The sequence below is a fragment of the Inquilinus sp. CAU 1745 genome (assembly GCF_039839375.1).
GTDB lineage: Bacteria > Pseudomonadota > Alphaproteobacteria > DSM-16000 > Inquilinaceae > JBDOQU01.
Window position 1 is genome coordinate 335,683 of record NZ_JBDOQU010000001.1, and the last position, 22,442, is coordinate 358,124.

Annotated in this window: 19 protein-coding genes; 13 read left to right on the forward strand and 6 right to left on the reverse strand. The window is 64.3% G+C overall.

Features of this window, described 5'->3' with window-relative positions; all coding sequences use genetic code 11:
* Positions 1–68 precede the first annotated feature (68 nt).
* Both AAFN89_RS01630 and AAFN89_RS01635 read left to right on the forward strand, forming a co-directional pair.
* Entirely contained in the window at positions 69–497 is a 429-nt protein-coding gene (locus tag AAFN89_RS01630; protein ID WP_347535208.1) for a YciI family protein, read from the forward strand.
* Between the two features lie 23 nt (positions 498–520).
* Positions 521–868, forward strand: coding sequence for a GFA family protein (locus AAFN89_RS01635; RefSeq protein ID WP_347535210.1), 348 nt, complete (start codon positions 521–523; stop codon positions 866–868).
* A gap of 33 nt (positions 869–901) precedes the next feature.
* Here AAFN89_RS01635 and AAFN89_RS01640 read toward each other — a convergent pair whose 3' ends face one another.
* A complete protein-coding gene (locus AAFN89_RS01640; RefSeq protein WP_347535212.1) occupies positions 902–2,932 on the reverse strand; it encodes a BTAD domain-containing putative transcriptional regulator in 2,031 nt (676 codons plus the stop codon).
* 112 nt (positions 2,933–3,044) lie between these two features.
* On the opposite strand from AAFN89_RS01640, the gene AAFN89_RS01645 reads away from it, so the two are divergent.
* Positions 3,045–3,911, forward strand: coding sequence for a methyltransferase domain-containing protein (locus AAFN89_RS01645; RefSeq protein ID WP_347535214.1), 867 nt, complete (start codon positions 3,045–3,047; stop codon positions 3,909–3,911).
* Positions 3,912–3,950: 39 nt separating this feature from the next.
* Here the strand turns inward: AAFN89_RS01645 and AAFN89_RS01650 are convergent, their stop codons facing one another.
* Complete coding sequence (locus AAFN89_RS01650) at positions 3,951–4,898, reverse strand: cupin domain-containing protein (protein WP_347535216.1); 948 nt, start codon at positions 4,896–4,898, stop codon at positions 3,951–3,953.
* 528 nt (positions 4,899–5,426) lie between these two features.
* Here AAFN89_RS01650 and AAFN89_RS01655 point away from each other — a divergent pair.
* On the forward strand, positions 5,427–6,611 hold the full coding sequence (locus tag AAFN89_RS01655) for a hypothetical protein (RefSeq protein ID WP_347535218.1): 1,185 nt from the start codon (positions 5,427–5,429) through the stop codon (positions 6,609–6,611).
* 431 nt (positions 6,612–7,042) lie between these two features.
* Here AAFN89_RS01655 and AAFN89_RS01660 read toward each other — a convergent pair whose 3' ends face one another.
* The gene (locus tag AAFN89_RS01660) at positions 7,043–7,933 is read right to left on the reverse strand and encodes a LysR family transcriptional regulator (RefSeq protein ID WP_347535220.1); all 891 of its coding nucleotides are present in this window, start codon (positions 7,931–7,933) and stop codon (positions 7,043–7,045) included.
* Positions 7,934–8,038: 105 nt separating this feature from the next.
* On the opposite strand from AAFN89_RS01660, the gene AAFN89_RS01665 reads away from it, so the two are divergent.
* The 3 genes from AAFN89_RS01665 to AAFN89_RS01675 are packed head-to-tail and all read left to right on the forward strand — an operon-like array spanning position 8,039 to position 13,023.
* On the forward strand, positions 8,039–9,610 hold the full coding sequence (locus AAFN89_RS01665) for a proton-conducting transporter membrane subunit (protein WP_347535222.1): 1,572 nt from the start codon (positions 8,039–8,041) through the stop codon (positions 9,608–9,610).
* A gap of 31 nt (positions 9,611–9,641) precedes the next feature.
* The gene (locus AAFN89_RS01670) at positions 9,642–12,071 is read left to right on the forward strand and encodes a DUF2309 domain-containing protein (RefSeq protein WP_347535517.1); all 2,430 of its coding nucleotides are present in this window, start codon (positions 9,642–9,644) and stop codon (positions 12,069–12,071) included.
* Between the two features lie 52 nt (positions 12,072–12,123).
* Positions 12,124–13,023, forward strand: a complete 900-nt coding sequence (locus AAFN89_RS01675; RefSeq protein ID WP_347535224.1) for a DUF6671 family protein — start codon at positions 12,124–12,126, stop codon at positions 13,021–13,023.
* Positions 13,024–13,779: 756 nt separating this feature from the next.
* On the opposite strand, the gene AAFN89_RS01680 is transcribed toward AAFN89_RS01675, so the two are convergent.
* Genes AAFN89_RS01680 through AAFN89_RS01690 form a run of 3 tightly spaced genes read right to left on the reverse strand, consistent with a single transcriptional unit; the run spans position 13,780 to position 16,188 of the window.
* On the reverse strand, positions 13,780–14,586 hold the full coding sequence (locus AAFN89_RS01680) for a hypothetical protein (protein WP_347535226.1): 807 nt from the start codon (positions 14,584–14,586) through the stop codon (positions 13,780–13,782).
* The gene (locus AAFN89_RS01685; RefSeq protein WP_347535228.1) at positions 14,583–15,602 is read right to left on the reverse strand and encodes a nucleotidyl transferase AbiEii/AbiGii toxin family protein; all 1,020 of its coding nucleotides are present in this window, start codon (positions 15,600–15,602) and stop codon (positions 14,583–14,585) included. Before AAFN89_RS01685 ends, AAFN89_RS01680 begins: the two co-directional genes overlap by 4 nt.
* A complete protein-coding gene (locus AAFN89_RS01690) occupies positions 15,595–16,188 on the reverse strand; it encodes a DUF6088 family protein (protein WP_347535230.1) in 594 nt (197 codons plus the stop codon). The genes AAFN89_RS01685 and AAFN89_RS01690 overlap by 8 nt, the downstream gene beginning before the upstream one ends.
* Before the next feature lie 244 nt (positions 16,189–16,432).
* On the opposite strand from AAFN89_RS01690, the gene AAFN89_RS01695 reads away from it, so the two are divergent.
* From AAFN89_RS01695 to AAFN89_RS01720, 6 genes are all read left to right on the forward strand, one after another.
* On the forward strand, positions 16,433–16,924 hold the full coding sequence (locus AAFN89_RS01695) for a hypothetical protein (protein ID WP_347535232.1): 492 nt from the start codon (positions 16,433–16,435) through the stop codon (positions 16,922–16,924).
* Positions 16,924–17,274, forward strand: a complete 351-nt coding sequence (locus AAFN89_RS01700) for a hypothetical protein (protein WP_347535234.1) — start codon at positions 16,924–16,926, stop codon at positions 17,272–17,274. Before AAFN89_RS01695 ends, AAFN89_RS01700 begins: the two co-directional genes overlap by 1 nt.
* Positions 17,271–18,542, forward strand: coding sequence for a hypothetical protein (locus AAFN89_RS01705; protein WP_347535236.1), 1,272 nt, complete (start codon positions 17,271–17,273; stop codon positions 18,540–18,542). Before AAFN89_RS01700 ends, AAFN89_RS01705 begins: the two co-directional genes overlap by 4 nt.
* Before the next feature lie 868 nt (positions 18,543–19,410).
* Positions 19,411–19,596, forward strand: coding sequence for a hypothetical protein (locus AAFN89_RS01710; RefSeq protein ID WP_347535238.1), 186 nt, complete (start codon positions 19,411–19,413; stop codon positions 19,594–19,596).
* Between the two features lie 7 nt (positions 19,597–19,603).
* Positions 19,604–20,281: a restriction endonuclease gene (locus AAFN89_RS01715; RefSeq protein WP_347535240.1), complete on the forward strand. Its 678-nt coding sequence runs from the start codon at positions 19,604–19,606 to the stop codon at positions 20,279–20,281.
* Positions 20,282–20,458: 177 nt separating this feature from the next.
* On the forward strand, positions 20,459–22,441 hold the full coding sequence (locus AAFN89_RS01720; protein WP_347535242.1) for an AAA family ATPase: 1,983 nt from the start codon (positions 20,459–20,461) through the stop codon (positions 22,439–22,441).
* Position 22,442 lies beyond the last annotated feature (1 nt).

The window sequence follows — 22,442 nt, forward strand, 5'->3', positions numbered from 1 at the left end:
GGGACGGGTCGCGGTCGTTCGTCCTGTGGGCACAACGTCAATCCAGATCGACCGGAGGTCACGATCCCATGCGCTTCATGATGCTGATGATCCCCAAGGGCTACGAAACCGCCGAACCGGGAACCATGCCGGACGCCGAGGGCGTCGACGCCATGATGAAATACAACCGGGCCCTCCAGGAAGCCGGCATTTTGCGCGGGCTCGACGGGCTTCATCCGCCCTCGATGGGAGCCCGAATCTCGTTCTCCAAGGGCAAGCCGATCGTCACCGACGGCCCCTTCGCCGAGGCGAAGGAAGTGCTGGGCGGCTATTGGATGATCGAGGTCGCATCGCGGGAGGAAGCCATCGCCTGGGCATCCCGTTGCCCGGCGTCGGACAATGAGATCATCGAGATCCGGCAAGTGCAGGAGCTCTCTGACTTCCCTGCCGACGTACAGGAGGTCGCCGCCGACTTCCCGGAAATACAGGCACAGCCCGGCGGACGCGGGCGGACCTGACATCGGGCCAGTAGGAGGATGAGATGCTCTACAAGGGAAGCTGCCATTGCGGCCATGTCGCTTTCGAGGTCGAAGGCGAGATCGAGGCCGTCGTCGCCTGCAACTGCTCCATCTGCTCCCGCAAGGGCGCGCTCCTCTGGGCGGTGCCGCGAGAGAAACTGCGGCTGCTGGGGCCGGAAGACGGCATCGGCGACTATACCTTCAACAGGCATGCGATCCGGCACCGCTTCTGCCAGACCTGCGGCATGCACCCCTATGCGGAGGACGCCGACCCGAAGGGCAAGCCGTCTGCCTATGTCAACATCCGCTGCCTGGAGAACGTCGATATCGCATCGGTTCCGACGATCGATTTCGATGGCCGGTCGGTGTAGGGTTCCAGCTCCCGCGAGAAGACGCCCGGCGCGTCATTCCAGCCCAATGCGCCGCGCGCCTTCCCGGAACAGCGCCTCACCGTCCGGCGCGAACTGCATGGCGGTGAGGAAGTCGCTCAGCCGATAGGCGGGATGGGCGCCGCGGATCGCAGCAAGACAGGCCCGCGCCTCGTCCAGCCGGCCAGCCAGCGCCAGCGAGAGCGCGGCAATCGCCTGGATCTGGACATGGGCGTTCGGCCGGCTGGCGGCCTTCACGCCCCAATCGGCGGCCTCCTCCATCCTGCCGAGGCGCACCAGGGCCATGGCGCGGGAGCCGAGCATGCCAAACAGCATCGGGTCGAACGGACTGAGGCTCCGCGAATGGTCGGACGAAGAAATGGCGGTTTCGGCGTCACCGGCCTGCGAATGGACGAAGGCCAGCGTATAGTGGCCAAGTGCGAAGTTCGGGCTGAGGTCGATCGCCTGCTCAAGCTCCACGACGGACTGGTCGTGGTGGCCGCGCAGCCAGAGCGCCCGTCCCATCGCCCAATGCGCCGCCGGGTCGCGATCGTCGGCCATCAGGCTCCGCCCGGCGGACTCGAACGCGCGGTCGATCTCGGGGCCACGCCGCGCCCAACCCTGGAACGCGTTCTGGAAATGGGTGAAGGACAAGCCGGCATGGGCGCGGGAGAAGGCGGGATCGAGCCTCAGCGCCGCCTCGAAGAAATGGCGCGCCCGCTCATTGTCCTGCTTGCTGAACCGGTACATGTGCCAAAGCCCGCGATGAAGGGCTTCCCAGGCGTCGAGGCCGTTCGGCGGCAGAAGGATCGCGCGGTTGCGTTCGATCGTCTCGATCTCGCTGGCGACCGAGGCCACGATCCTATTGCCGATTTCCTCCAGCAGCAGGAAGGCGTCGTCCAGCCGGCGGCTGAATATCTCCGCCCAGACAACCCGCCCGCTCCGCGTCTCGGCCAGTTCGACCGTCACGGTCATTCGGCCGCCCTCCTGCCGCAGCGATCCGCCGACGAAATAGTCGACATTCAGCGTCCGTCCCGCCTCCTCTGCGCCGATTTGCCGTTCATGCAGGGCGAACATGGTTCCCTGGGCGATGACGAACAGGCTGCGCAGCTTCGCCAGCCGCGTGATGATGTCATGGGCGAGTGCGTCGGCGATACCGCGTCCCCCCTCCCTCGCGATGGAGCCGTCGATGAATGGGGTCACCGCGATCGAGGCCCGCCTGGACGCGGCGGCGGTGTCTCCTTGCCCGCTTTCTGCCGCGATGGTCGATGAAACGGACAATGCGGCTCCCTTCCGCCGGGCCGATCGCCATGTCTCGCGGATGGGCGCCCAATCCAGCCCCTCGGCCTCGAACAGCCGGGCGACCGCCGCCAGATGCTCCTCGCCCTCCCGAATTCGACCACGCCGGGCCAGCGCGGCCAGGAGCAGTCCGTGGATCCGCGGATCGAACGGCGCGAGCGTGATCCAGTCGCCGAGATAGGTTAGCGCCTCATCCTCGGTGACATCGCCACCCTGCCCCGCCGCCACCACCAGGCGTTCCAGCAGAGCGGCATGGCAATCGCGAAAACGCCGCCTTTGGGCGGCGAGCCAGCCGCCGAAGCCCGGACTGCGCCCGAGTTCCAGTCCTTCCAGAAAATCCCCGCCGAACAGCGGGAGGAGCGACCGCAATCGCTCCGTCGGCAGCGACCCTACTCCTTCGGTCGTCGCGCGGGCGATTTCGACCGCGTCGACGAAGCAATCCGCGAGGTCCAACCGGACGGCGTCTCCATCCGTCTCGACGCGGCGGCGGCCCGGCTGGTCGACGATTCCCCTGATCTTGCTGAGGCACCAGCGGAGTTCCCCCCGTGGATCGTTCGGGACGTCCCACAGAAGTTCGCAGAGCTGGCTTCGGGCCGTCGGGCGGGGTGACAGCGCCAGATAGGCCAGCAGCGCCCGCGCCTTGCGGGACGACGGCAGGGTCAGCGCCGCGCCGTCCCGACGCACCTCCAGCGGGCCCAGCAGCCGCAGATGTAGCGACGGGGTCGCCCGGATCTGCTCCGATCCTTCGGAATCCACAGGCTTTTCCACGCCGATTCCCACGATCGCCTCCACGAGCGGCCGTTAAACCCGAGGCTGCCGGCCTTCGCACGGGCAAGGCCGGCAGCATAGCAGGACCACCAGCCCGGCATGGAGAGTGAACATGGAGACATCAATCGCCGCGGCGAGCCCCGACCGCGCCGCCGCTTCGGCGCCGCCCCCCGCCCCGGCCGACCTGGGCGCCATCAAGGCGCGCCAGAAAGGAGCATGGTCTTCCGGCGACTATGCAATCGTCGGCACGACGCTGCAGATCGTTGGGGAGGAGTTGTGCGAGGCCATGGACATCCGCGCGGGCCAGAAGGTGCTCGACGTCGCCGCCGGCAACGGCAACGTCTCCCTCGCCGCCGCGCGCCGCTGGTGCGAGGTGACGGCGACCGACTATGTGCCGGCGCTGCTGGACCGCGCACGGGAGCGGGCGTCGGCCGAGCGGCTCGACATCCGGTTCCGGAACGCCGACGCCGAGGCCCTGCCATTCCAGGATTCCAGCTTCGACGCCGTTGTTTCGACCTTCGGCGTGATGTTCACGCCGGACCAGGACCGCGCCGCGGCGGAACTGGTTCGCGTCTGCAGGCCCGGCGGGAAGATCGGCCTCGCCAACTGGACCCCGGAAGGCTTCATCGGGGAGGTCTTCAAAGCCATTGGCCGACATGTCGCCCCGCCGGCCGGAATCCGCTCGCCGTTGTTATGGGGCACGCGGGAGCGGATCGCGGGCATGTTCGAGCCGCAGGCAGCCTCGGTCGCCACCGCCCGGCGAAATTTCGTCTTCCGTTACCGTTCGCCGGCGCACTGGCTGGAGGTCTTCAGGTCCTACTACGGACCATTGCTCAAGGCCTTCGCGGCGCTGGACCCGGCGGCGCAGGCGGCGCTCCAGGATGATATCCTCGCGATCATCGACCGGTTGAACCGCGCCGATGACGGCACGATGGTCGTCCCCGCCGAATATCTGGAGATCGTCGTCTCCCGGCAGTAGAGATCGGAGCCCCCTCGCCACCAAAATCGGCGAGGGGGCTCAGTTCGTCTGCTCGCCATCCCAGTATCCCCTCACCCCCGACATATCGAATACGTCGTCTTCGGTGCGCAGGGCGCTGACCGCCATCTTGTTCGAATCCGGATAGACGCAGACATCGGTCGGATTGCGTTCGCCGATCATCAGATAGCTGCAGGGACCCTCACCGCCGTTCATGAAGGAATGGGCGACCTTCCGGCCGGCGGGGAAACAGACATAGTCGCCCGCCTCCATGTCATATCGCTCGTCACCGAGGAGCAGCGTCACTTGCCCTTCGAGGATCAGCGCGTGTTCCTCCTCCACCATATGATAGTGCATCGGCGCCAGGCGCATGCCGGGCGCCGGCGCTTCGATGCGGATGCCGACGCGGTAATTCGGTCCAACGGCCATGCTGGTTAGACGCTTCGTGCGTCCGCCGAACCGTGCGCCCTCGCGCATTTCCTCCCATGGCACGTCATGCGAAGAGATCGGCGGATGCGGCGATCCGGCCGTTGCCTCCAGCGTACTGTCCACAGCGTCGGAGGGTGGGATTTCTCCGGCCGGAAGACCTGTGTCCTCCCCATCCCAGTAACCGCGCATCGCCGCAAGATCGAAGATCGAACGCCGCCCCAGCGCCCGCACCAGCACCTTCCGGGAATCCGTATAGACCACCACCTCATTCGGATTGCGCTCGCCCACGATCACGTAGCGACAAACGGCGTCGCTGTCGTTGATGAGGCAATGCCCGGCCTTCTGCCCGGCCGGAAAGCAGACATAGTCGCCCGCCTTCATCCGATGGGTGTGGGCGCCGATACGCACGCTGAGCGCGCCTTCGAGGATATAGACATGCTCTTCCTCGAAGATGTGGTAGTGCGCGGGCGAACTCTGCTTGCCCGGCGGCAGTTCCTCGATCGCCACGCCGACATTATAGTTTTCGCCGACCGCGGCGAGCGTCAGGTGCCGATAGCGCAAGCCGAAGCGAGGAACGTCGTCCCATTTCGTCCATGCTACGTCAACCGACGAAATCGGCTTTGGCGAGGCAATGCTTTCTGTCGGCATTGATCATCTACCCTTCGTTGTGATCGATGTCCGTCCGATTCAAATCGAGTGCTGACGTAGGCCCGCCTTCCTCATGTTGATAGAGCGTCGCATGCGTTGCGGGAGCCACAAGATCGTCGTGCACCCTGAAGCCTTCGATCAGCTTGTTGAAGGGAACGGCGCTGCAGTTGGGCGCGCCAAGTGCAACTGCGCTGGGGCGTTGTCAGTTGCCTGACATTGACCGACGAGGGCTCACACTTCAATGTCTCTGGAACGCGAGGAAGCGATACTGTTGATTGGCCCGTCGCAGACACACAGCGACGAGCTCCGCCGATGAACTCAAGCAGATGCGCCCACAAACACCATGTCGCACTTCCTATAATGCTTCCCATCTCCCGGCACCACTCGACTCTCACAAGAATTTCGTCTTCAGTTCACTCTTTGTTCTGGAGAGATTAAGCCATGGATGATGCAGGAACTCCAATTGTACCCAATGTGGAAAATGTTAAGGGGCTTAAGACTTCATCGGAGCCGGCAGGCAAGCAGCGAAAGCCCAGGCTGCAAAAAAGCGCATCTTCGTCAACGAATCTGACTTCAGGAGAGAAGAGTTCATCTTCAAAAAAAGCGGGAAAGAAGGCACCCCCACCATGGACATTCCCGAAAAACACTCTTGAAGACTCGATTAAAATAGCGCGCGCTCTCGAAGAGCAAAATGCCGGGAATCCGATGAAACCTGATATGCTTTCAAAAGCAGTCGGATACAATTCAACATCGGACTGGCGGTTTCTCGATTTACTTAGATCGGCAAATCAGTACCAACTGGTTACCGGATCGGGGAAAATTTCTCCTGTTTCATTGACTGAAATCGGTCAAGATGTGGTTGCGCCAAGTTCTCCGTCAGCTAGGCCAAAGGCACTTCAAAAGGCCTTTCGGAGTGTAGACGATTTTAGGAAAGTCGAGGAATTTTACAGAGGAAAGAAGCTGCCAGAAGATGAATTTTTTGAAAATACTCTTTTTAGGGAATTTTCTATTCCCCGGGAGAGAGTTAAAAATTTCATAGATATATTTACGAGCAATCTTAACTACTTGCATGCATTTCAGCCGGATAGGACGAGCCCTGGCCCAGTCGTCGAGAGCGAACTTCGGCCGCGAGAGCCCGACATTCCTAGTCACGAAGATGGTAATTCAGGACGCCAGTTCTTGGATACGTGTTTTGTTATGATGCCTTTTGGACAGTGGATGGATACTTACTATCGTGAAATATATGTACCGGCGATAAGGGAGGCGGGCCTTGAGCCAGTTCGTGCAGACGAATTGTTTTCAACCGGTTCGGTGATCGAACAGATTTGGGAGCAAATTTCTAGGGCCAAAGTACTTCTCGCTGACCTGACCGGGAAGAACGCTAATGTCTTCTATGAGCTTGGATTGGCGCATGCCGCCAACAAGCCGGTCGTATTCACGACGGGCCAACTCGAGGATGTCCCGTTTGATCTTCGACATCTGAGAGTCGCGATCTACGACATTCATGATCCAGCGTGGGGCGATAAGCTGAAGGTTTCCTTGACCACATATCTGAGGGCCGCGAAAGCTGAACCGGCCAAGTCTGTCCCTCAACCTTTTAGGGAGCAGTTGGCTTTAGCTGAATGACCGCAGGAATTGAGGCACAGGATAATGTGTGCCCTTGGCGCAGTTCGTCGCCGACCCTATGTAGTTGCCGCTGTTTGCCCCCTCACTCCCACTCCATCGTCCAAGTATGCCTTAAGCATCTGATTTCATTCACAACATTGTCGATTTTCGGCGCTGTAGGCCAGCCCATAGTCCGTCATCTGGTCACGCTGTTGAAATCATTGACGAAATCGGCGTGAATTTTTTTTGCGCTTTCGGCATCTATCGACACCTATTCCAGCTCTGGAACCGAATCTCGTGATCGGGCGTGCCCGCAGAGGCACTGGAAAAGTACCGTCACATGGCAATGATCGCGGAGGTTAGGCACCGTATTGAACACACAGAGGATACGGTCCAACCGTTTTCATTTCGCCGGACCGTTTCCAGCAGCGATCCAGCGCTAGTCTGGCAAACTATAGGTCTCCCGGGGTGAGCGCGGGCTGTAGGAGAAGCCGGACCAAAGGATTTGGGAATCGTCGCGACATGGTGACAGCGTGAAACGTCTCAACGATGCCCGGCAATTGATCGCCTTCCAGAAGCACGCCCGCCGCAATTTCATCCTTGACGACAATAGGCGGAAGTACAGCCAGCCCGATGTCCTCGCGGGCGAGAAGCCGCATCATCGCCATATCTTCAACTTCCGCCACAATCTGTGGCCGAACACCGAGGCTGTCCGCCAACGCGTCGAAGCCGGTGCGGACGCTGCTGTCTACAGTCGGTAGAATGACGGGGTGTTTGCGCAGTCGCTCCGCAAGACTCGCGGCGTGCCCCAACCGATCCGGTGTGCCCACCAGGCTTACCGTCCGCTCCGCAAGGCGATGTGTAACGCGTGGGGTCAGAGCGTCACCTGGCGGCGCCTGGTTCAGCAAGACCACGTCAAGATTGAGCGCCTCAAGCGCCCGCAACATTTCGCCCGCGCTGCCCGATCGAAGGATGAGATCTATGTCCGTGCGGCCGAGAACCGGACGCAGAAATTCCATCTGGAAGTTGCGCGACAGCGTGGCAAGCGAACCGACGCGCAGCGCCTGCCGGACTGCTCCAGTCTGCTGCAATGTGCCCAGCATCTCGTCGCCCGTGGCGAAGATCGCGTCGGCATGGTCGAGAACGATCTGCCCGGCCTCGGTCAGATGGAGTTGCCGCCCCCGACGCTCGAAAAGCGAATGACCCAGGCGCTCCTCAAGTTTGCGGATCTGCACCGACAGAGCTGACTGAGTAAGGTTCAGGCGCTCCGCAGTGCGGGTGAGATTGCCGTCATGTGCAACCGCCCAGAAGTAGCGCAAGTGGTTGTAATTCAGAGATGCCATGATGTTCGATAATAGCGAACGATTTACTGAAAACAATGAATTTTGATTCGTTCCCGCAGATCGATATCCAAGGCATCCCAACCGCCAACGATCCAGGGGATTGCCTTGTCGCTTTATCTGCTCCCGCTAGCCGCACCGCTCCTTCTGCTCGTCGCCGCCGTCGTGGGGTTCGTGAGGAGCGGTCTACGTCCACGCTTGGCGCCAGTTGTCGCGGAAAGCGCCGCGTTCGGCGCGCTGCTGATCGCGATGGCTTCGCTTGCACTCCTGATCCTGCGCGGCGCCGGCGATAGCGGGCTGATCGGATGGAGCGGCTTCGGACTGTCGACGAGGCTCGATGCGGTGAGCGCCGCGATGCTCCTCCTAGTCGCCTTCGTCGGCTGGATCGTTGTGCGGTACGCCCGCACCTACCTGGACGGCGAGGCGCGACAGGGCTATTTCATTGGCTGGCTTTGCGCTGCACTTGCGGCCGTCCTCCTTCTCGTCCAGGCGGGCAATCTCGTTCAGCTGGTCGCTGCTTGGATCGCGACCAGCGCCGCCCTGCATCGCCTGCTGCTGTTCTATCCTGAGCGCGTGGCGGCCCAGCGCGCAGCGCGCAAGAAGCGCCTGTTCTCGACGATCGGTGGTATCACCTTGGTCAGCGCAGCGGTTCTTGCCTGGATTAGCTTCGGCACGACCGATATCGCGACGATCAACGCGCTGGCTCGTCAGGGTGACGCCTCCTGGCTCGTTGTTGCAACAGCCGCCATGCTCGCGCTCGCCGCGGTCCTGAAATCGGCGCAGTTCCCGACCCATGGCTGGCTGACTGAGGTGATGGAGGCGCCGACTCCGGTTTCGGCCCTGCTTCATGCGGGCGTGATCAATGCCGGCGGCTTCCTGCTGATCCGCTTCGCTGATGTGATGCTTTCGGCTCCCGGCGTGCTCGCCGTGCTGGCAATGCTGGGCGGGTTTACAGCGCTGTTCGGCGCACTCGTCATGTTGACTCAGCCTGCGGTCAAGACATCGCTCGCGTGGTCGACGGTCGCGCAGATGGGGTTCATGATCCTGCAGTGCGGTCTTGCGCTGTTCCCGCTGGCGCTCCTCCACATCATCGCCCACTCCCTCTACAAGGCGCATGCGTTTCTGGCGTCCGGCGGGGCTGTCGAGCAGGTGGCGGCCATTCGCCGGCCCGGGCCAGTCGCCGTTCCCGACGGAGCCGCGGTCGGCCGCGCCTTCCTGATCGCACTTGCGATTTATGCCGGGATTGGCGCTGCGTTCGGGATTGCCTTCGGCTTCGAGCACAAGTCACCACAGGCGCTCGCGCTCGGTGCCATTCTGATTTTCGGTGTCGCCTATTTGCTGGCCCAAGGGCTCGCCGACGCCGCGCCGCGTCCGCTGACACGCAAAACGGCGATCTACGCCAGTGCCGCCGCGATCGGCTACTTCGCGCTGCAAACCGCTGCCGAATGGCTGACGGCAGGGGTACTGCCAGCGACGCCGGCGCCAGGTCGTCTGGAATGGACCCTGATGGTGCTCGCGGTGCTGAGCTTCGGGGTGGTGGCAGTGGCGCAGGCGCTATTCCCGCTCTGGGCGTCGCATCCCGCCGCTGCGGGACTGCGCGTCCATCTTTCCAATGGCCTTTACGCCAACGCCACGATCGATCGCATCCTCGGCGGCTGGTCTGCCCCCAAGGCGTCGTGAACCGATAAGAGCAAGGACCATACCCATGCTGATGGCCATAACCAAACCGCCCCTCCTGCCTTCTGATGTGATCATCGAGGCGGCCAATCGTGCGGCGCGCGCTATTCCTCCACTTTGGCCGCTCGCCTCGAGCGTGGCGGTCAATCCCTTCCTCGGCCAGACGGGCGAGCCGCTAGCGACTGCAGCGGCACGCCTTCGGCACGCCGCCGGCATCGCTTTGACCATGCCGCGCGCCTGGTATGCAGAACGGTTAAATTCAGGCGAGATCGCTGAGGAAGATTTGCAAGCGGCGTTCGAGGCGGCTCCCGCAGCGCTCCGGCCGAAGACCTTCTCTGCTCTGAAGGAGGCGGCCCGGGCCGAACGGATAGCACCACATGCCGGCGCGACGGTCGCCGAACTGGCACGCGACGTTGCTGCGATCGATTGGCCCGGCATCGTCAACGACCGCATCAGCCACTGGGCATCCGGCTACTTTGATCAGGGGCAGGCGCTCTGGTCCAACGTCCAACCAGGCGGCGCCTATGCTGCCTGGCGCACCATCGCGACCCATGACCTGACGCCGGAAATCGCCGGCCTCTCAGGTTTCGCGCAGAGCGTCGCCAATGCGCCCGCGAATGCCGAAGACGCGATCATTGAATGCGTCATCCGCCTTGGGCTCCCCGAGGCTGCGTTGGAGAGTTATTTCCACAGGCTGCTGATGACGCTCGGCGGCTGGGGCCAGGTAGCCCGCTATCGGCTTTGGCAAGCGGAGCTGAGCGAAGGGTCGGATACGTCCGTCACCGAACTTCTTGCCATCCGCATGACCTGGGAGGCGGCTCTGCTGCACAAATACGCTTCCGCGCTCTCGCCGCACTGGCAAGCTGCCATCGCTGCCTACGCCGAGCCAATCTCGGCAACTTCAGACGATACCATCAATGCCATCTTCCAGGAGGCTGCCGAACGCGGGGCGCAACGGCGGCTCAACTCACTTCTTTCCGGGACACCTTCGACTCTCGTGAATCCAGCTCCGTCGAAGCTTCAGATGGCCTTCTGTATCGATGTGCGCTCGGAAGTGTTTCGGCGGGCATTGGAAAGCCTCGATCCAAGCATCCAAACGCTCGGATTCGCAGGGTTCTTCGGGTTGAGCATCGGCCATCGCCGTTTCGCTTCGGATGTCGTCGAGTCGCGGCTTCCGGTGCTGCTGACCCCGGGTGTTTTCACATGCTCGGGCGCGTCGGCTTCGGCAGAGGAAAAGGCCGACCTGGCTGCACGAATCAAGGCACGCGCAACGCGGGCCTGGGGCCGCTTCAAGCTGGCGGCCATCTCCTCCTTCGCATTCGTCGAGGCCGCGGGCCCGATCTACGTCGGCAAGCTGCTGCGCGACGGACTGGCACTGACGCGACACACCGCGCCGAACGAGCCCGCCCCTCGCCCGGCTGAGAGTCTCGATCTCGACACGAGGCTGACGATGGCGACGAACGTCCTCAAGGCGATGTCGCTCACCAGAGGCTTCGCAAGGCTGGTTCTGCTCACCGGCCACGGCGCCAATGTGGTCAACAATCCCCATGCCAGTGCGCTGCATTGCGGCGCATGCGGAGGGTATTCGGGCGAGGTGAACGCGCGGCTGCTTGCCTCGCTGCTCAACGACGGAGATGTGCGCACCGGCCTGACCGAGCGTGGCATCGCTATCCCTGAGGATACGCTCTTCCTTGGCGCGCTGCACGACACGACGACCGATGAAATCACCATCTATACCCACGACCATCCTTCCAAAGCCCATGCCGAGGATATCAAGCAGGCACAGCGCTGGCTGAAATCAGCTGGCGTCCTGGCGCGGGGGGAACGGGCGCTGCGCCTGCCGCGCGCCGCGCGCGGTAACGACATCCCGCATCGTGCCCGCGATTGGGCCGAGCTTCGCCCCGAATGGGCGCTTGCCGGCTGCCAGGCCTTTGTCGCGGCGCCGCGGTCGCGCACCGCCGGCAGAGATCTTGCCGGACGGGCCTTCCTCCACGACTATGACTGGAAGCAGGACGAAGGCTTCGGCGTGCTGGAGCTGATCCTGACGGCGCCGGTCGTCGTCGCCAGCTGGATCAGCCTGCAATATTATGGTTCGACCGTCGCTCCAGACGTCTTTGGCGCGGGCAACAAGCTGCTCCACAACGTAACCGGTGGTATCGGTGTGGTCGAGGGCAATGGCGGCCTCCTGCGGGCGGGACTGCCATGGCAATCGGTCCATGACGGCGAAAGACTGACGCATGAACCGCTGCGGCTTTCCGTGCTGATCGAAGCTCCCCGCGAGGCGATCACAGGCATACTGGAGCGGCACCCAAAGGTCCGGGCGCTGTTCGACAACCGCTGGCTTCACCTCTTTGCCCTCGACGATGAAGGCCGCATGGCGTGGCGCTACAAGAGCGGTTCGTGCTGGGAAAACAGCACCCAGAGCGCGGTCAAGGAGCCTGATCTCTTGCGGGTCACCGCGTGACGGTTGTGCCTGTCCATCTCGAACCCCTCGAATTCGAAGCGGGAAGATCGTCGTGAGCGTTCGCGGCACAGCGCACGAAGCCTCGACCGCCAACCGCCATGGTTGCTATGCCGGCCACCGCGCCGTGCTCGCGACCATGCATGGCAAGGAGGCAGCAATCAGTGCGGCCCTGTTCGAGCGGCTCGGCCTCGTCGTCAGCACCGCGCCAAATCTGGACACCGATGTGCTCGGCACGTTTACCGGCGAGGTACCTCGGACGGGAACCATTCGCGAGACGGCGATCGCCAAAGCAAGGCTCGGGATGGCGGCGAGCGGGCTACCAATCGGGATCGCCAGCGAAGGCAGTTACGGACCCCACCCGCATATCCCCTTCATTGCCGGCGGCATCGAACTCATGGTGCTGATCGACGATGTACGAAAGATCGTCGTATCCGAGTATTTGATCGAGGACTCGCCCGTCTTCGATCATGTCTTCGCACATCCGAACGACGAGCTGAGCGCGTTTCTCGACCGCATCGGGTTTCCCGATCATGCGCTCATCGTGAAGGCTGCCGAAGCTGGGTTGGCGGCGGGACCGGTTTATAAGGGGCTACGCGGCAAGCAAGCTCTCGCGTCGGCGATCATTCACTGCGCCGCGCATTCGCGTGACGGGCGGACGCTAATCCAGACCGATATGCGCGCCCATATGAATCCAACGCGCATGGCAACGCTTCGCAGATTGGCTGTCATTTTCGCCGAGCGCGTGTCAACGCCCTGCCCGGCTTGCGCTATGCCCGGCTATGGCCAGGTCAATGTCGAGACCGGCTTGCCGTGCGAAGCTTGTGGCGCCGCGAGCATCATGGTTCGCCACCAAGTTTTCGGATGTGTGGCCTGCGAGCATCGCGAAAGGCGTCCGCGGCTCGATGGACTCGCCTACGCCGATCAGGGGCATTGCCCGGAATGCAATCCATGATCCGCTGACGGAGGAAGGACCGTGTCATTTCCAAACGACTTGCTGGAGTTGAACGACGAACGGATAGCATGGGTCCTTGCGCACCCGCGAATGAGCCCGTGGCTAAAGGAGGCGTTGAGGGGCGCACGTGGCGGGAACCCCGTCGAAATTCTGAACGAGCTGGAGATTTTGAGTCTGTTGCTGCGCACAGAATGCGAGACCAAGATAAAGATCGCATTCCCTACTTCAGCTCCAGACTAAGTCTGTAGGATGAACCATTCATTGGCAAACGGATCGAAACAACCGCGTGAGGGATGAAACGAAAGCTATTGCTGACTATCGACGATGCTCACTACGCAGCGCTACGCCAAGACCGCCGATTCAATCCGAATGTACGCCCCGTCACTCCCACTCAATGGTCCAAACGGACTGTAAGCTATTGTAAGGCAATAGATTTTTCTTCGTCGGCGTGCCAGCGCACCGAGGCTGATCCCGTCAAAAACTCAGGCTATTGAAAAGTCTCACTTTTCTTCCTGGAAACTTTTTTGTTCGGTGTCGGCGACTATCGGCTTCAATCGCGCGGAATGCCCACCGTTCGGGCCGCTCCGTTCGACTCGGCTAGTCGCTCACATACCGCACGGGTACGACGCTACAGCGCGCAGACGCGCTCCGACAACCGCCCATTCCTATCCGAATGCTCGCCCCGCTGGAATAGCCTCGCTCCTCTGCGCTCATTGAACCAGCGATCGAGCCAAGCCAAGTCGGCCTAGCGATACATTACTGCGCCGCTTCTGTCGGATCGGGCCCGCTGGCAGCGGGCGTTACGAACAGCACTTGCGCTCCCTGCAACCAAGACTCCAGCCCGATCACCGCCGCCAAGCCGTCTGCTGGCGTCCGAGCACGCGCGCGAAGCTCCCGTCGCCGACGCGCGGAGAGTTGCGGCAGATCCTGGGCGCGCTCTTGGGAGGCCAGCCGTTCCAACCGACCGGCGAGCGACTCCTGCGGGCTGTGGGCTCGGGCGCCGAGCTTCTCGATCAACTCGTCGGGCCGCACTTCCTCCACCAATTGCGGCTCGGAGCAGACGTAACGGTTAGCCCGATCGTAGACAATGCGGTGCTCCCCCGGGGCGCCGGCCGCGCCTGCGCGGATCTGGAATGGTCGAAGCAGCAACGATCGCTGCAAGATTTGCTCGGCATGGAAAGCTGCCTCATAGGCCGACCAGTGGGAGAAGCGCGGCGACACGTAAAAGACATCGGCTCCCTGCTGCTCGAACGCTTCCAAGCGCAGGAACTGGTGCTCGCCGATATCGACATAGTACCGCCAGAACGGCTTCTGGAGCGCCGGGATGCTCTCGCCGGGGTTAAGGCGTCGGAATCGCGATAGCTGCTGCCCGAGCTTGAACTGCAGCATGACGACTTGGCCTGGGCCCGAGAACGCGACGTCGAATCCGAGGCTCGCCTCGTGCAGCAGGCTCGGCAGGAACGGTGTGGCGCGCAAGCCGGCGGCCGCGAGCCGACGCTCCATCTCGCGGGTCACTCCGTAGCCGTAGGAGAACTCCGACAGGCGCTCGTGCAGATCGATCATCGGCCGGCGGCGGCGTTCACGCGCGCCGCAATCTCGGCGCAGCGCGCCATCAGGAGATCGAAGTTCTCCGCCTCTTCGAGAAGCAGGCCATCCTCAATCATCCGCCGATAGTCGTCCGCCAGAGCGTCCCGTGCCGCGCCGTCGGGAACGAGGACCAGGCCGCCACCGATGGCGGCCATGTAGTCAATCGGATCGCGCGCCGCGTCCCGCTCGGCGAAGAACATGGTCTTGTGCGCCGCGACCGCTGCCGCGAGGTCACGATCGGCTATGGCGACTTCGACGAGGCCGGCTTCGTCGAGCCGCACGATGTCGTGCCAGTGACGCGAGAAGCGCTCCCCGCGCAGACGGTGCTGCGCGCAGTAAACATGGATCGCCGTGGCCTTCTCCCAGAACGTCCGCTCTGCCTTCATCACGCGCGCGGTCGCCCGCGGGAAATCGACCCCCTTGATCGCCTCGGCCGCGTCGCACACGATGTCGAACGGCGCGCACGGCTCGCCCGTCGAGCGCGCGCCGAACTCCAGCATCACCGATGGGCCGACATAGCCGGTGCCGGTCGCCGTCGCCTCGTAGCCGATGAAGATCTTTTCTCCGTCGGCCTTCGCTTCCGCCGAAAGCGCCTCCTCGGCGAGGCGACCAGCGACCAGCGGCAGCGCCTGTTCGGCTACCCACTGCGGCAACCGCTTCCTGATCTCGCTTGTCCAGCGCTTCTCGGCGCTGCGGGTGGCGGGAAGGACGCTCTCGGCTTCGCCGAGCAGGTCAGGCGCGAGCGCGCGGATGTCGTAGGTGAGGTCCACGTCTTCCGAGAAGCGACGGATCACCTGGTAGGCTTTGGACAGCGAGGTGCCGCCCTTGAAGACGAGCTTGGACCCAAGCGCCGATCCGAACAGCGCGCCGAGCGCCCAAACGACCCAGATGTCCTTCTCGAGGAGGTGGACGGGCCGGCCCGAGGCCGATGCGGCCACCTCCAGCGCTTCGCGGCGTTCGTCAGCCGATAGCTGCAGGAAAACGTCAGCCATGCGTCGCCTGGCTCACCGGCTCGGCGAGCCAGGTCGGCAGTCGCGGTCCGACGGCCGCCAGAGCGGTCAGTTCGGTCGGACTCAACCGCTTCCTCAGCTGCTGCAGCGAGGCCCGCGCCATGGATGGCCCGAGCCAGGCCAGCGCCCGCACGGCCTGCCCCGCGGGCCGGTTCGGAAGCACCAGCTGCCACGGCGGCGCGTGCTTAAGCTCGACCGTCTGACGACCGAGGCGGAGCGTCCGGCTCGGACCGGAGGTCAGATAGACGGCGCGGACGGGGACCTGAGTGGTCAGCCCCAAGGCGTTGGCCGCTGCGGCGCCGTTCGGGGCGATCGTCTCGCCGCGCTGCGCCGCCACCGCCTCGACCACCTTCTCGACCGAGGGCGCCCGAGCGCCGAACCGGCTCTCGACGGGGAGGACGTAGAGCCCTCGGCCGGCGCGCAGCAACCGCCCGCGTCGCGTCAAGCGCGACAGCGCCTGATCGACGGCCGCCCGCGAGCCCAGGTGCAGCAGCGCCTTGGCGGCAAGGGGCGTTCCTTCCGGGAAACGGCGCGCCTCCTCGATGATCTGACTGGTCAAACGGGTCATAGCTCACCTCTGTCAGAAAAATAGCGATGTTTCTGACACTTTACAAGCGGCAGGTTATCGATCTGTTCCCGCCTCGGACGTCGTTGTGGAGAGCGCCGTGGCGCTCGCTCGGCGGCTCTTGACAACGAACGGCGATCTTGTCATCATCCTCACTGACCTCAATGAGGATTAGCAGTTGATACTTCAGATCCTACCTCTCGCCGGTCACCAAGCAGTCCTGAGCGGCGCCGGACCCGGCCGACAGTTGTTCGGCAAGCTGGTCGACGCCGCGCGCGCGCCCGCTGAGCCCGAGCCCGCCTATCTCGACTTCCAGGGCGTCACGGTGGCGACCGCCTCCTTCCTGCGCGAAGGCGTGATCGCCTTCCGCGACTACGCGCGTTCGACCTTGCCCCTGCTCTACCCCGTGATCGCGAACGCCTCGGCGCCGGTCACCGAAGAGCTCGAATTCTTCCTGCGACAGCGCAAGGACGCGCTCTGGGCCTGTCGGTTGACCGAGGCCGGCGCGTCGCGCGATCCTCAACTCCTCGGCGAACTCGACGACGCGCACCGTTCGACCTTCGCGTTGGTCGCCCGTCTCGGAACGGCGACCGCGCCCCGTCTCGCAGCCCAAAGCGACGAGAAGCTGGCGCCCACCGCCTGGAACAACCGCCTCTCCTTCCTCGCCGCCCGCGGCCTTCTGATCGAGCGTAGGGCCGGCAAGACCAAGACGTTCACGCCGGTCCTGGAGGTCGCCTGATGGGTCTCGATTACATCCGCGCGCAAACCGGCAAGCCCTGGCGCAAGCGCTGGAACGGCGGTCTCGACCGCCTGAAGGCGCCGACGCTCCTCGATCTCACCATGTCCGAAACCGCCCGCACCGTCACGGCGGAGCTCAGCGGCGGCGCCCGGCTCAAGGCCGGCGACACGCTGATCGTCCAGAGCGGGGCCGATGGCCTCACCCTCAGCGACGGCCTGCGCGCGATCGGCCGGGTCGCCAACCCCTCGCCCGAGATGACCACCGCCATTTGCGACGGCGGCGGCTACGCGGAGGCCATCCTCCAGCGGGTCGGGTTGTTTGGCGACACGGCGGAGATCAGCGTGAAATGAACCGCCGGCCGTCCCATGAGCCCTCGCGCCACTTTCCTCAGCCCCAGCGGCTCTGGGACGACGCCACGCGCCATGCGCCGTCGCTCGGGTGCCCGACCTGCCTCGATCGCGACGGCTGCGGCGGCGTCCACACCGACGCCGGCATCGTAGACTGTCGCGACCTCTGTACCTGCAAGGACAAGAGCAAGTGCGACATGGTCTGCCGGTTCAATCCGAGCCTCTTTGTCGCCCGAATGCGGGAGGTCGGCGGCCTCGGCTTCGAGAACGCACCACGCGCGCCGGTCAACGGCGTGCCGGACATTCCGCTGATCGTGCCCTTCGTCGACCACCGCTACGGGCGCGACGCAACGCTCGACGAACCCGTGGTCGCGCTCTCGCTTTACGAACTGGTTAATCTCGCCACCGGCCAACCACATGTGAGCAGTCGCGCAGAACTCGCCGCGCGCTTTCGAATCCCGGAGGGCGCGACCATCGTCGTCAGCGGCGTCGACAAGGACGGCCCCATCGAACGCTGGTGGGATCTGAAAGATCGCGGCGCAATCCTGGCCGCGCTGAAGGGGCTCGGCGTCATCCTCGTCACAGCGCCGAACTACAGCGTGCTGACGGACGTGCCACGCACCGACAATCTCCATGCCATGAAGCGGATCCTGCTGGCCTGGACGGAGATGGCGGCGGCGGGGCTGCCGGCCGCCCTGCACGTCAACGGCCGCACCCTGCAGGACTATGCCCGCTGGGGAGACCTCATCGTCGAGCGCCCGGAGATCGAGATACTCGCCTTCGAGTTCGCGACCGGCTGCGGCCGCGGCGAGCGGATCGACTGGCACGTCGCCCAGCTTTGCGCCCTTGCCGATCGCGTCGATCGCCCGCTGGTGCTCGTCATGCGAGGCGGCGGTCGCAAGCTTGACGAGCTCAGGCGTCATTTCGCGCGCGTTTCCCTGATCGAGACCGACGCCTTCTCCCGCACGGTCCGGCGGCGGCGCGCCTTTCTGACCGAATCCGGCCGCCTCAGATGGGCGGCCTTTCCGACGCCCCGAGGCGCGCCGATCGACGAGCTTCTCGCGCACAACGTCGCCATGGTTCGCGCCTCCTACGAAGCCTCAGGTCGTCCGGCGTCACGCCTGCGGCCGCCGACGCGGCGGCCCCGGCGCGCAACGCACCGAGATGGTGAGCCCGTCCAACCAAGCCTTCTGCGCCAGCTCCACCTGTCCGGTGAGGCTTGGGGCGTCGCCCCAGAGCAGCAGCGCGTGGTCGCCGCTGCGAAATCGTAGCTCGGCGGCGTCATGGGCAAGCGCACGAAAGAGCTGACCGATGCCGTAGCCGTGACCGGTGCTTCGCGCATGCCGCGACGCACCGTCAGAGGCCGCGATCCGCAGCGCCGCCCCCGAATCGGCGAGGCCAGAGAACTCGGGATTCTCGCGCAGGCTCGCCAGCACGCCGCGACCGGCATCGGCGACGACAAACTCGAAGGCGCCGTCGCTCGCGGCATAGGCGACGACACCGCTCGTCGGCTGACCGCTATGCTCGAAGACATTGTCCTGCAGCTCGCCGAGCGCGCCCATCAGCCCGCCGACCAGACCCTTCGCCAACCCGGCAGCGACGGCGGCATTCTCGGCATGTTTGGCCCATTGATCCCAAGCGAGTTGCACCGCTTCGTCGCCATCTGCATCAAGGCGCGACAGCGGAAATACCCCGGCGCGGTCACGCGCACCCGCGCCGCTGATGGTCCCGTCCCGCAGCGCGCGTTCGACTTGGTGAAAGACCGGCGGTTCAACAGTGACGGTCCGATAGGCGGCCGGAACGGCGGCGGCGGCCATCGCGAGCTCGACCAACGGCCCGATCCGGCCGGAACGGGTCAGCACGATCTGGCCGAGCTTCGGCAGGCGACCGGCCACCGCCTGCCAGAGCAGGTCATCGGCCGCCTCGAAGCTTGCGCTGACGCGCTGTGGCGTCCCCTCGGTCAAGTCGCCTCCCGTCCATCCCACCCGCGCCGGCGAAGAAGTCAATGGACTCGCGCCACCGCGATCCCCGTCGGCTTAACACATACTTGCAATCCTTTAGACATGACCTTCAAGCGCGACACTATCCAGTTCGCTGACCAAACGAGGACTTCCCATTAGCTCGATCCGCTCCATCGATTTGAGATTCGTCGACGACCTCGTGGATTTTATCCGGGGCCGGGGCTACGTGCTCGACTTTTCCGATTCCAGCTTCGCCGCCTTTTTCGCAAGCGAACTCGACATCGATATCGACGATCCGGCCTACGCCCGCCAGGGCGGGTCCAAAGGCAAGCGCCTGCACTTGCTTCCTGCAGGTGGTGGATGACGCGACGGTGATCCGCACCCTGCGCGCCCTCTGGGAGCATCGCGCCGAGTTCTTGGCCCGCACCGGCCAGACCGACCCGGTGCCGAATGCGGAAGGCCGGTTGCTTTCGCTGATCGCCAGGATGGGCGACGCGGAATTGCACGGCGCCGGCGTTGCGCCTCGCCCGGCCACCGACTGGCGCTTGCTCGCTGCCCTCCGCGACGATATCGGTCGGGTCCGCACGCTCCCGCCCCAGGAGCGAGGCTATGCCTTCGAGGCCTTCCTGAAGCGCTGCTTCGATGCGGCGGGGCTGAAGGCGCGCGATCCCTTTCGCAACGTCGGCGAGCAGATCGATGGCAGCTTCCTGCTCGGCCACGAAACCTATCTCCTCGAAGCGAAATGGCATGCCATCCCGACCGGGGTCGCAGACCTCCATGCTTTCCACGGAAAGCTCGAGCAGAAGGCCGCCTGGGCGCGCGGGCTCTTCGTCAGCTATCACGGCTTCACCGCCGAAGGGCTCACGGCCTTCGGATCGGGAAAACGCCCGATCTGTGCGGATGGCCGCGACCTGCACGATGCGCTCGATCGTCAGATCCCGCTGCGCGACGTGCTCGAGCGCAAGGTGCGGCGCGCCGCGGAAACCGGTCGCCCGCACATCTCGGTCCACGAGCTCTTCGGCTTGCAGAGCGCAGAGAGCGCGCGATGAATCGATCACTGTACCTGAAGACCCCTGCGTTCTCGCTCCCGGCATCTTCGCCGAGACGCGAGAACGTCACACGTTGGCGGCGCCTGCCGGTGCGCCGCGCCTTGTCTGCACCGCCGGTCCATCGCAATCGCCGCCCTGCGCTGCGATCTCGTTTCTATCTCAGCCGGGACACCTCCTTTGCGTCTTGAAAGCGTCACTCTCTCGAATTTCCGCTGTTTCGGTCCGGAGCCGATCAAGGCGGCGCTCGCCGCCGAAATCACGGCCGTCGTAGGTCCCAACGCGGCCGGCAAGACGGCGCTTCTCCACGCGCTCTCCAAGCTGTTCGGCGTCAGCCGGGCGCAGCGGACCATCGTGCGGTCAGACTTCCATGTGGCCGCCGACGCGAATCCCGACGACCGCGAGCCGAAGGAGCTTTTCGTCGATGTCCTGATCTCGCTTCCCGAGCTCATGGACGGCACGGCAACGCCGGAGACGGTCGCGCCCTCGTTCCGGCACATGCTGCTCACCCGCGAGGACAAGCCGCCCGTCTGCCGGATGCGTCTCGAGGCGCGGTGGGAGGATGACGGCACGGTCGAGGGCGAAGTCTCTCAGGACCTGTTCTGGGTCGACACGCTCGAGGCGACGCCGGACGCCGACAAGAAGCATCCTGTGCCGGCGGCGGACCGCGGCTTCATTCAGCTCTACTACACCCCGGCGAGCCGCGACGCCGGCGCCCAGGTCCGAGCGACGGCCGGAGCGCTCGCGGCGCGGTTGCTGCGCGCGATCGAGTGGTCGGACGCCGCGCGCGAGACGGTCGACAAAGCGACCGAGAGCTTGGCCGACGCCTTCGAGGGCGAAGCCGCGATCACAGCGATCGGCAAGGCCCTGCGCAAGCGCTGGTCGACGCTGCACGACGAAGTCGTCGACACCAGGCCCCGCCTTAGCCTGGTCAGCCGGCGCTTCGAAGAGGTGGTGGGCAAGATCGCCGTCATCTTCGAACAGGGTCCGGACGGACACGAACGCGGACTCGACGCCCTGAGCGACGGGCAGCAGTCGCTGTTCTATTTCGCGCTCGCCGCGGCGGTCTTCGACATGGAGCGCGAGGTCGCGACCGGAAAGGTGAAGGGTTTCCACAAGGACCAGCTTCGCATTCCGGCCTTGTCGGTCTTCGCGCTGGAGGAACCCGAGAACCATCTCTCGCCCTACTTCCTCGCGCGGATCATCCGTCAGGTCCGCTCGCTCACTGAAGAAGGCAGCGCCCAGGCGCTCGTGACGAGCCACTCGCCCGCGGTGCTGAGCCGGGTGAAGCCGGTCGAGGTCCGTTACTGCCGCTGCGATCCCAAGACCCGCATATCCGCGGTCACGAAGCTCAAGCTGCCGACAGGGTTGGGCGAGGACGCCAAGTTCGTGCGCGGCGCCATGCTCGCCTATCCCGAACTCTATTTCGCGCGCTTCGTCCTCTTGGTCGAAGGCGATTCCGAGCGGGTCGTGCTGCCTCGGCTCGCCGAGGCGCTCGACCTGCTGATCGACCCGGCCTTCGTGGCGATCGTGCCGCTCGGCGGCCGGCATGTGCAGCATTTCTGGCGACTGCTCGCACAGCTCGAGATCCCCTATGCGACGCTTCTCGATCTCGACCTCGGGCGCGCCGGCGCGGGCTTCGGACGCATCAAGACCGCAATCGAGAACCTCATCGCGCTCGGCGCACCAAAGGCGGTGCTTCTGAAAACCGATAAGGGCGTGCTCACCGACGCTGAGTTTGCTCAGATGCACACGTGGCAGGATGCCGAGGACCGGAAGATCCTGCGCGGCTGGATCGACTGCCTGAAGAAGCACGGCGTCTATTTCTCAGAGCCGCTCGATCTCGACCTCGCGATGCTGTCCGCCTTTCCCACCGCCTATCAGACGACGATCCCGACCGGGGGCGGCCCCAGGATGGCGGCCGACAAGGCGGCGGAAGCCGTGCTCGGGACCTCCGGCCCCGGCCTCACGCTCTACACCGGACCTTACAAGGACCACCCGCCCCTCTTCCCGGCCTACCGGTACCACTTTCTGACCCAGAGCAAGCCCGCGACCCATCTGGCCGCGCTCACCCACATCAAGTCGGCCGCTCTCAAGTCTGGCATGCCGCCAGTCCTCGCCGAGCTGCTGTCGCACATCGCCAACAGTTTGAGGCGCGACTGAC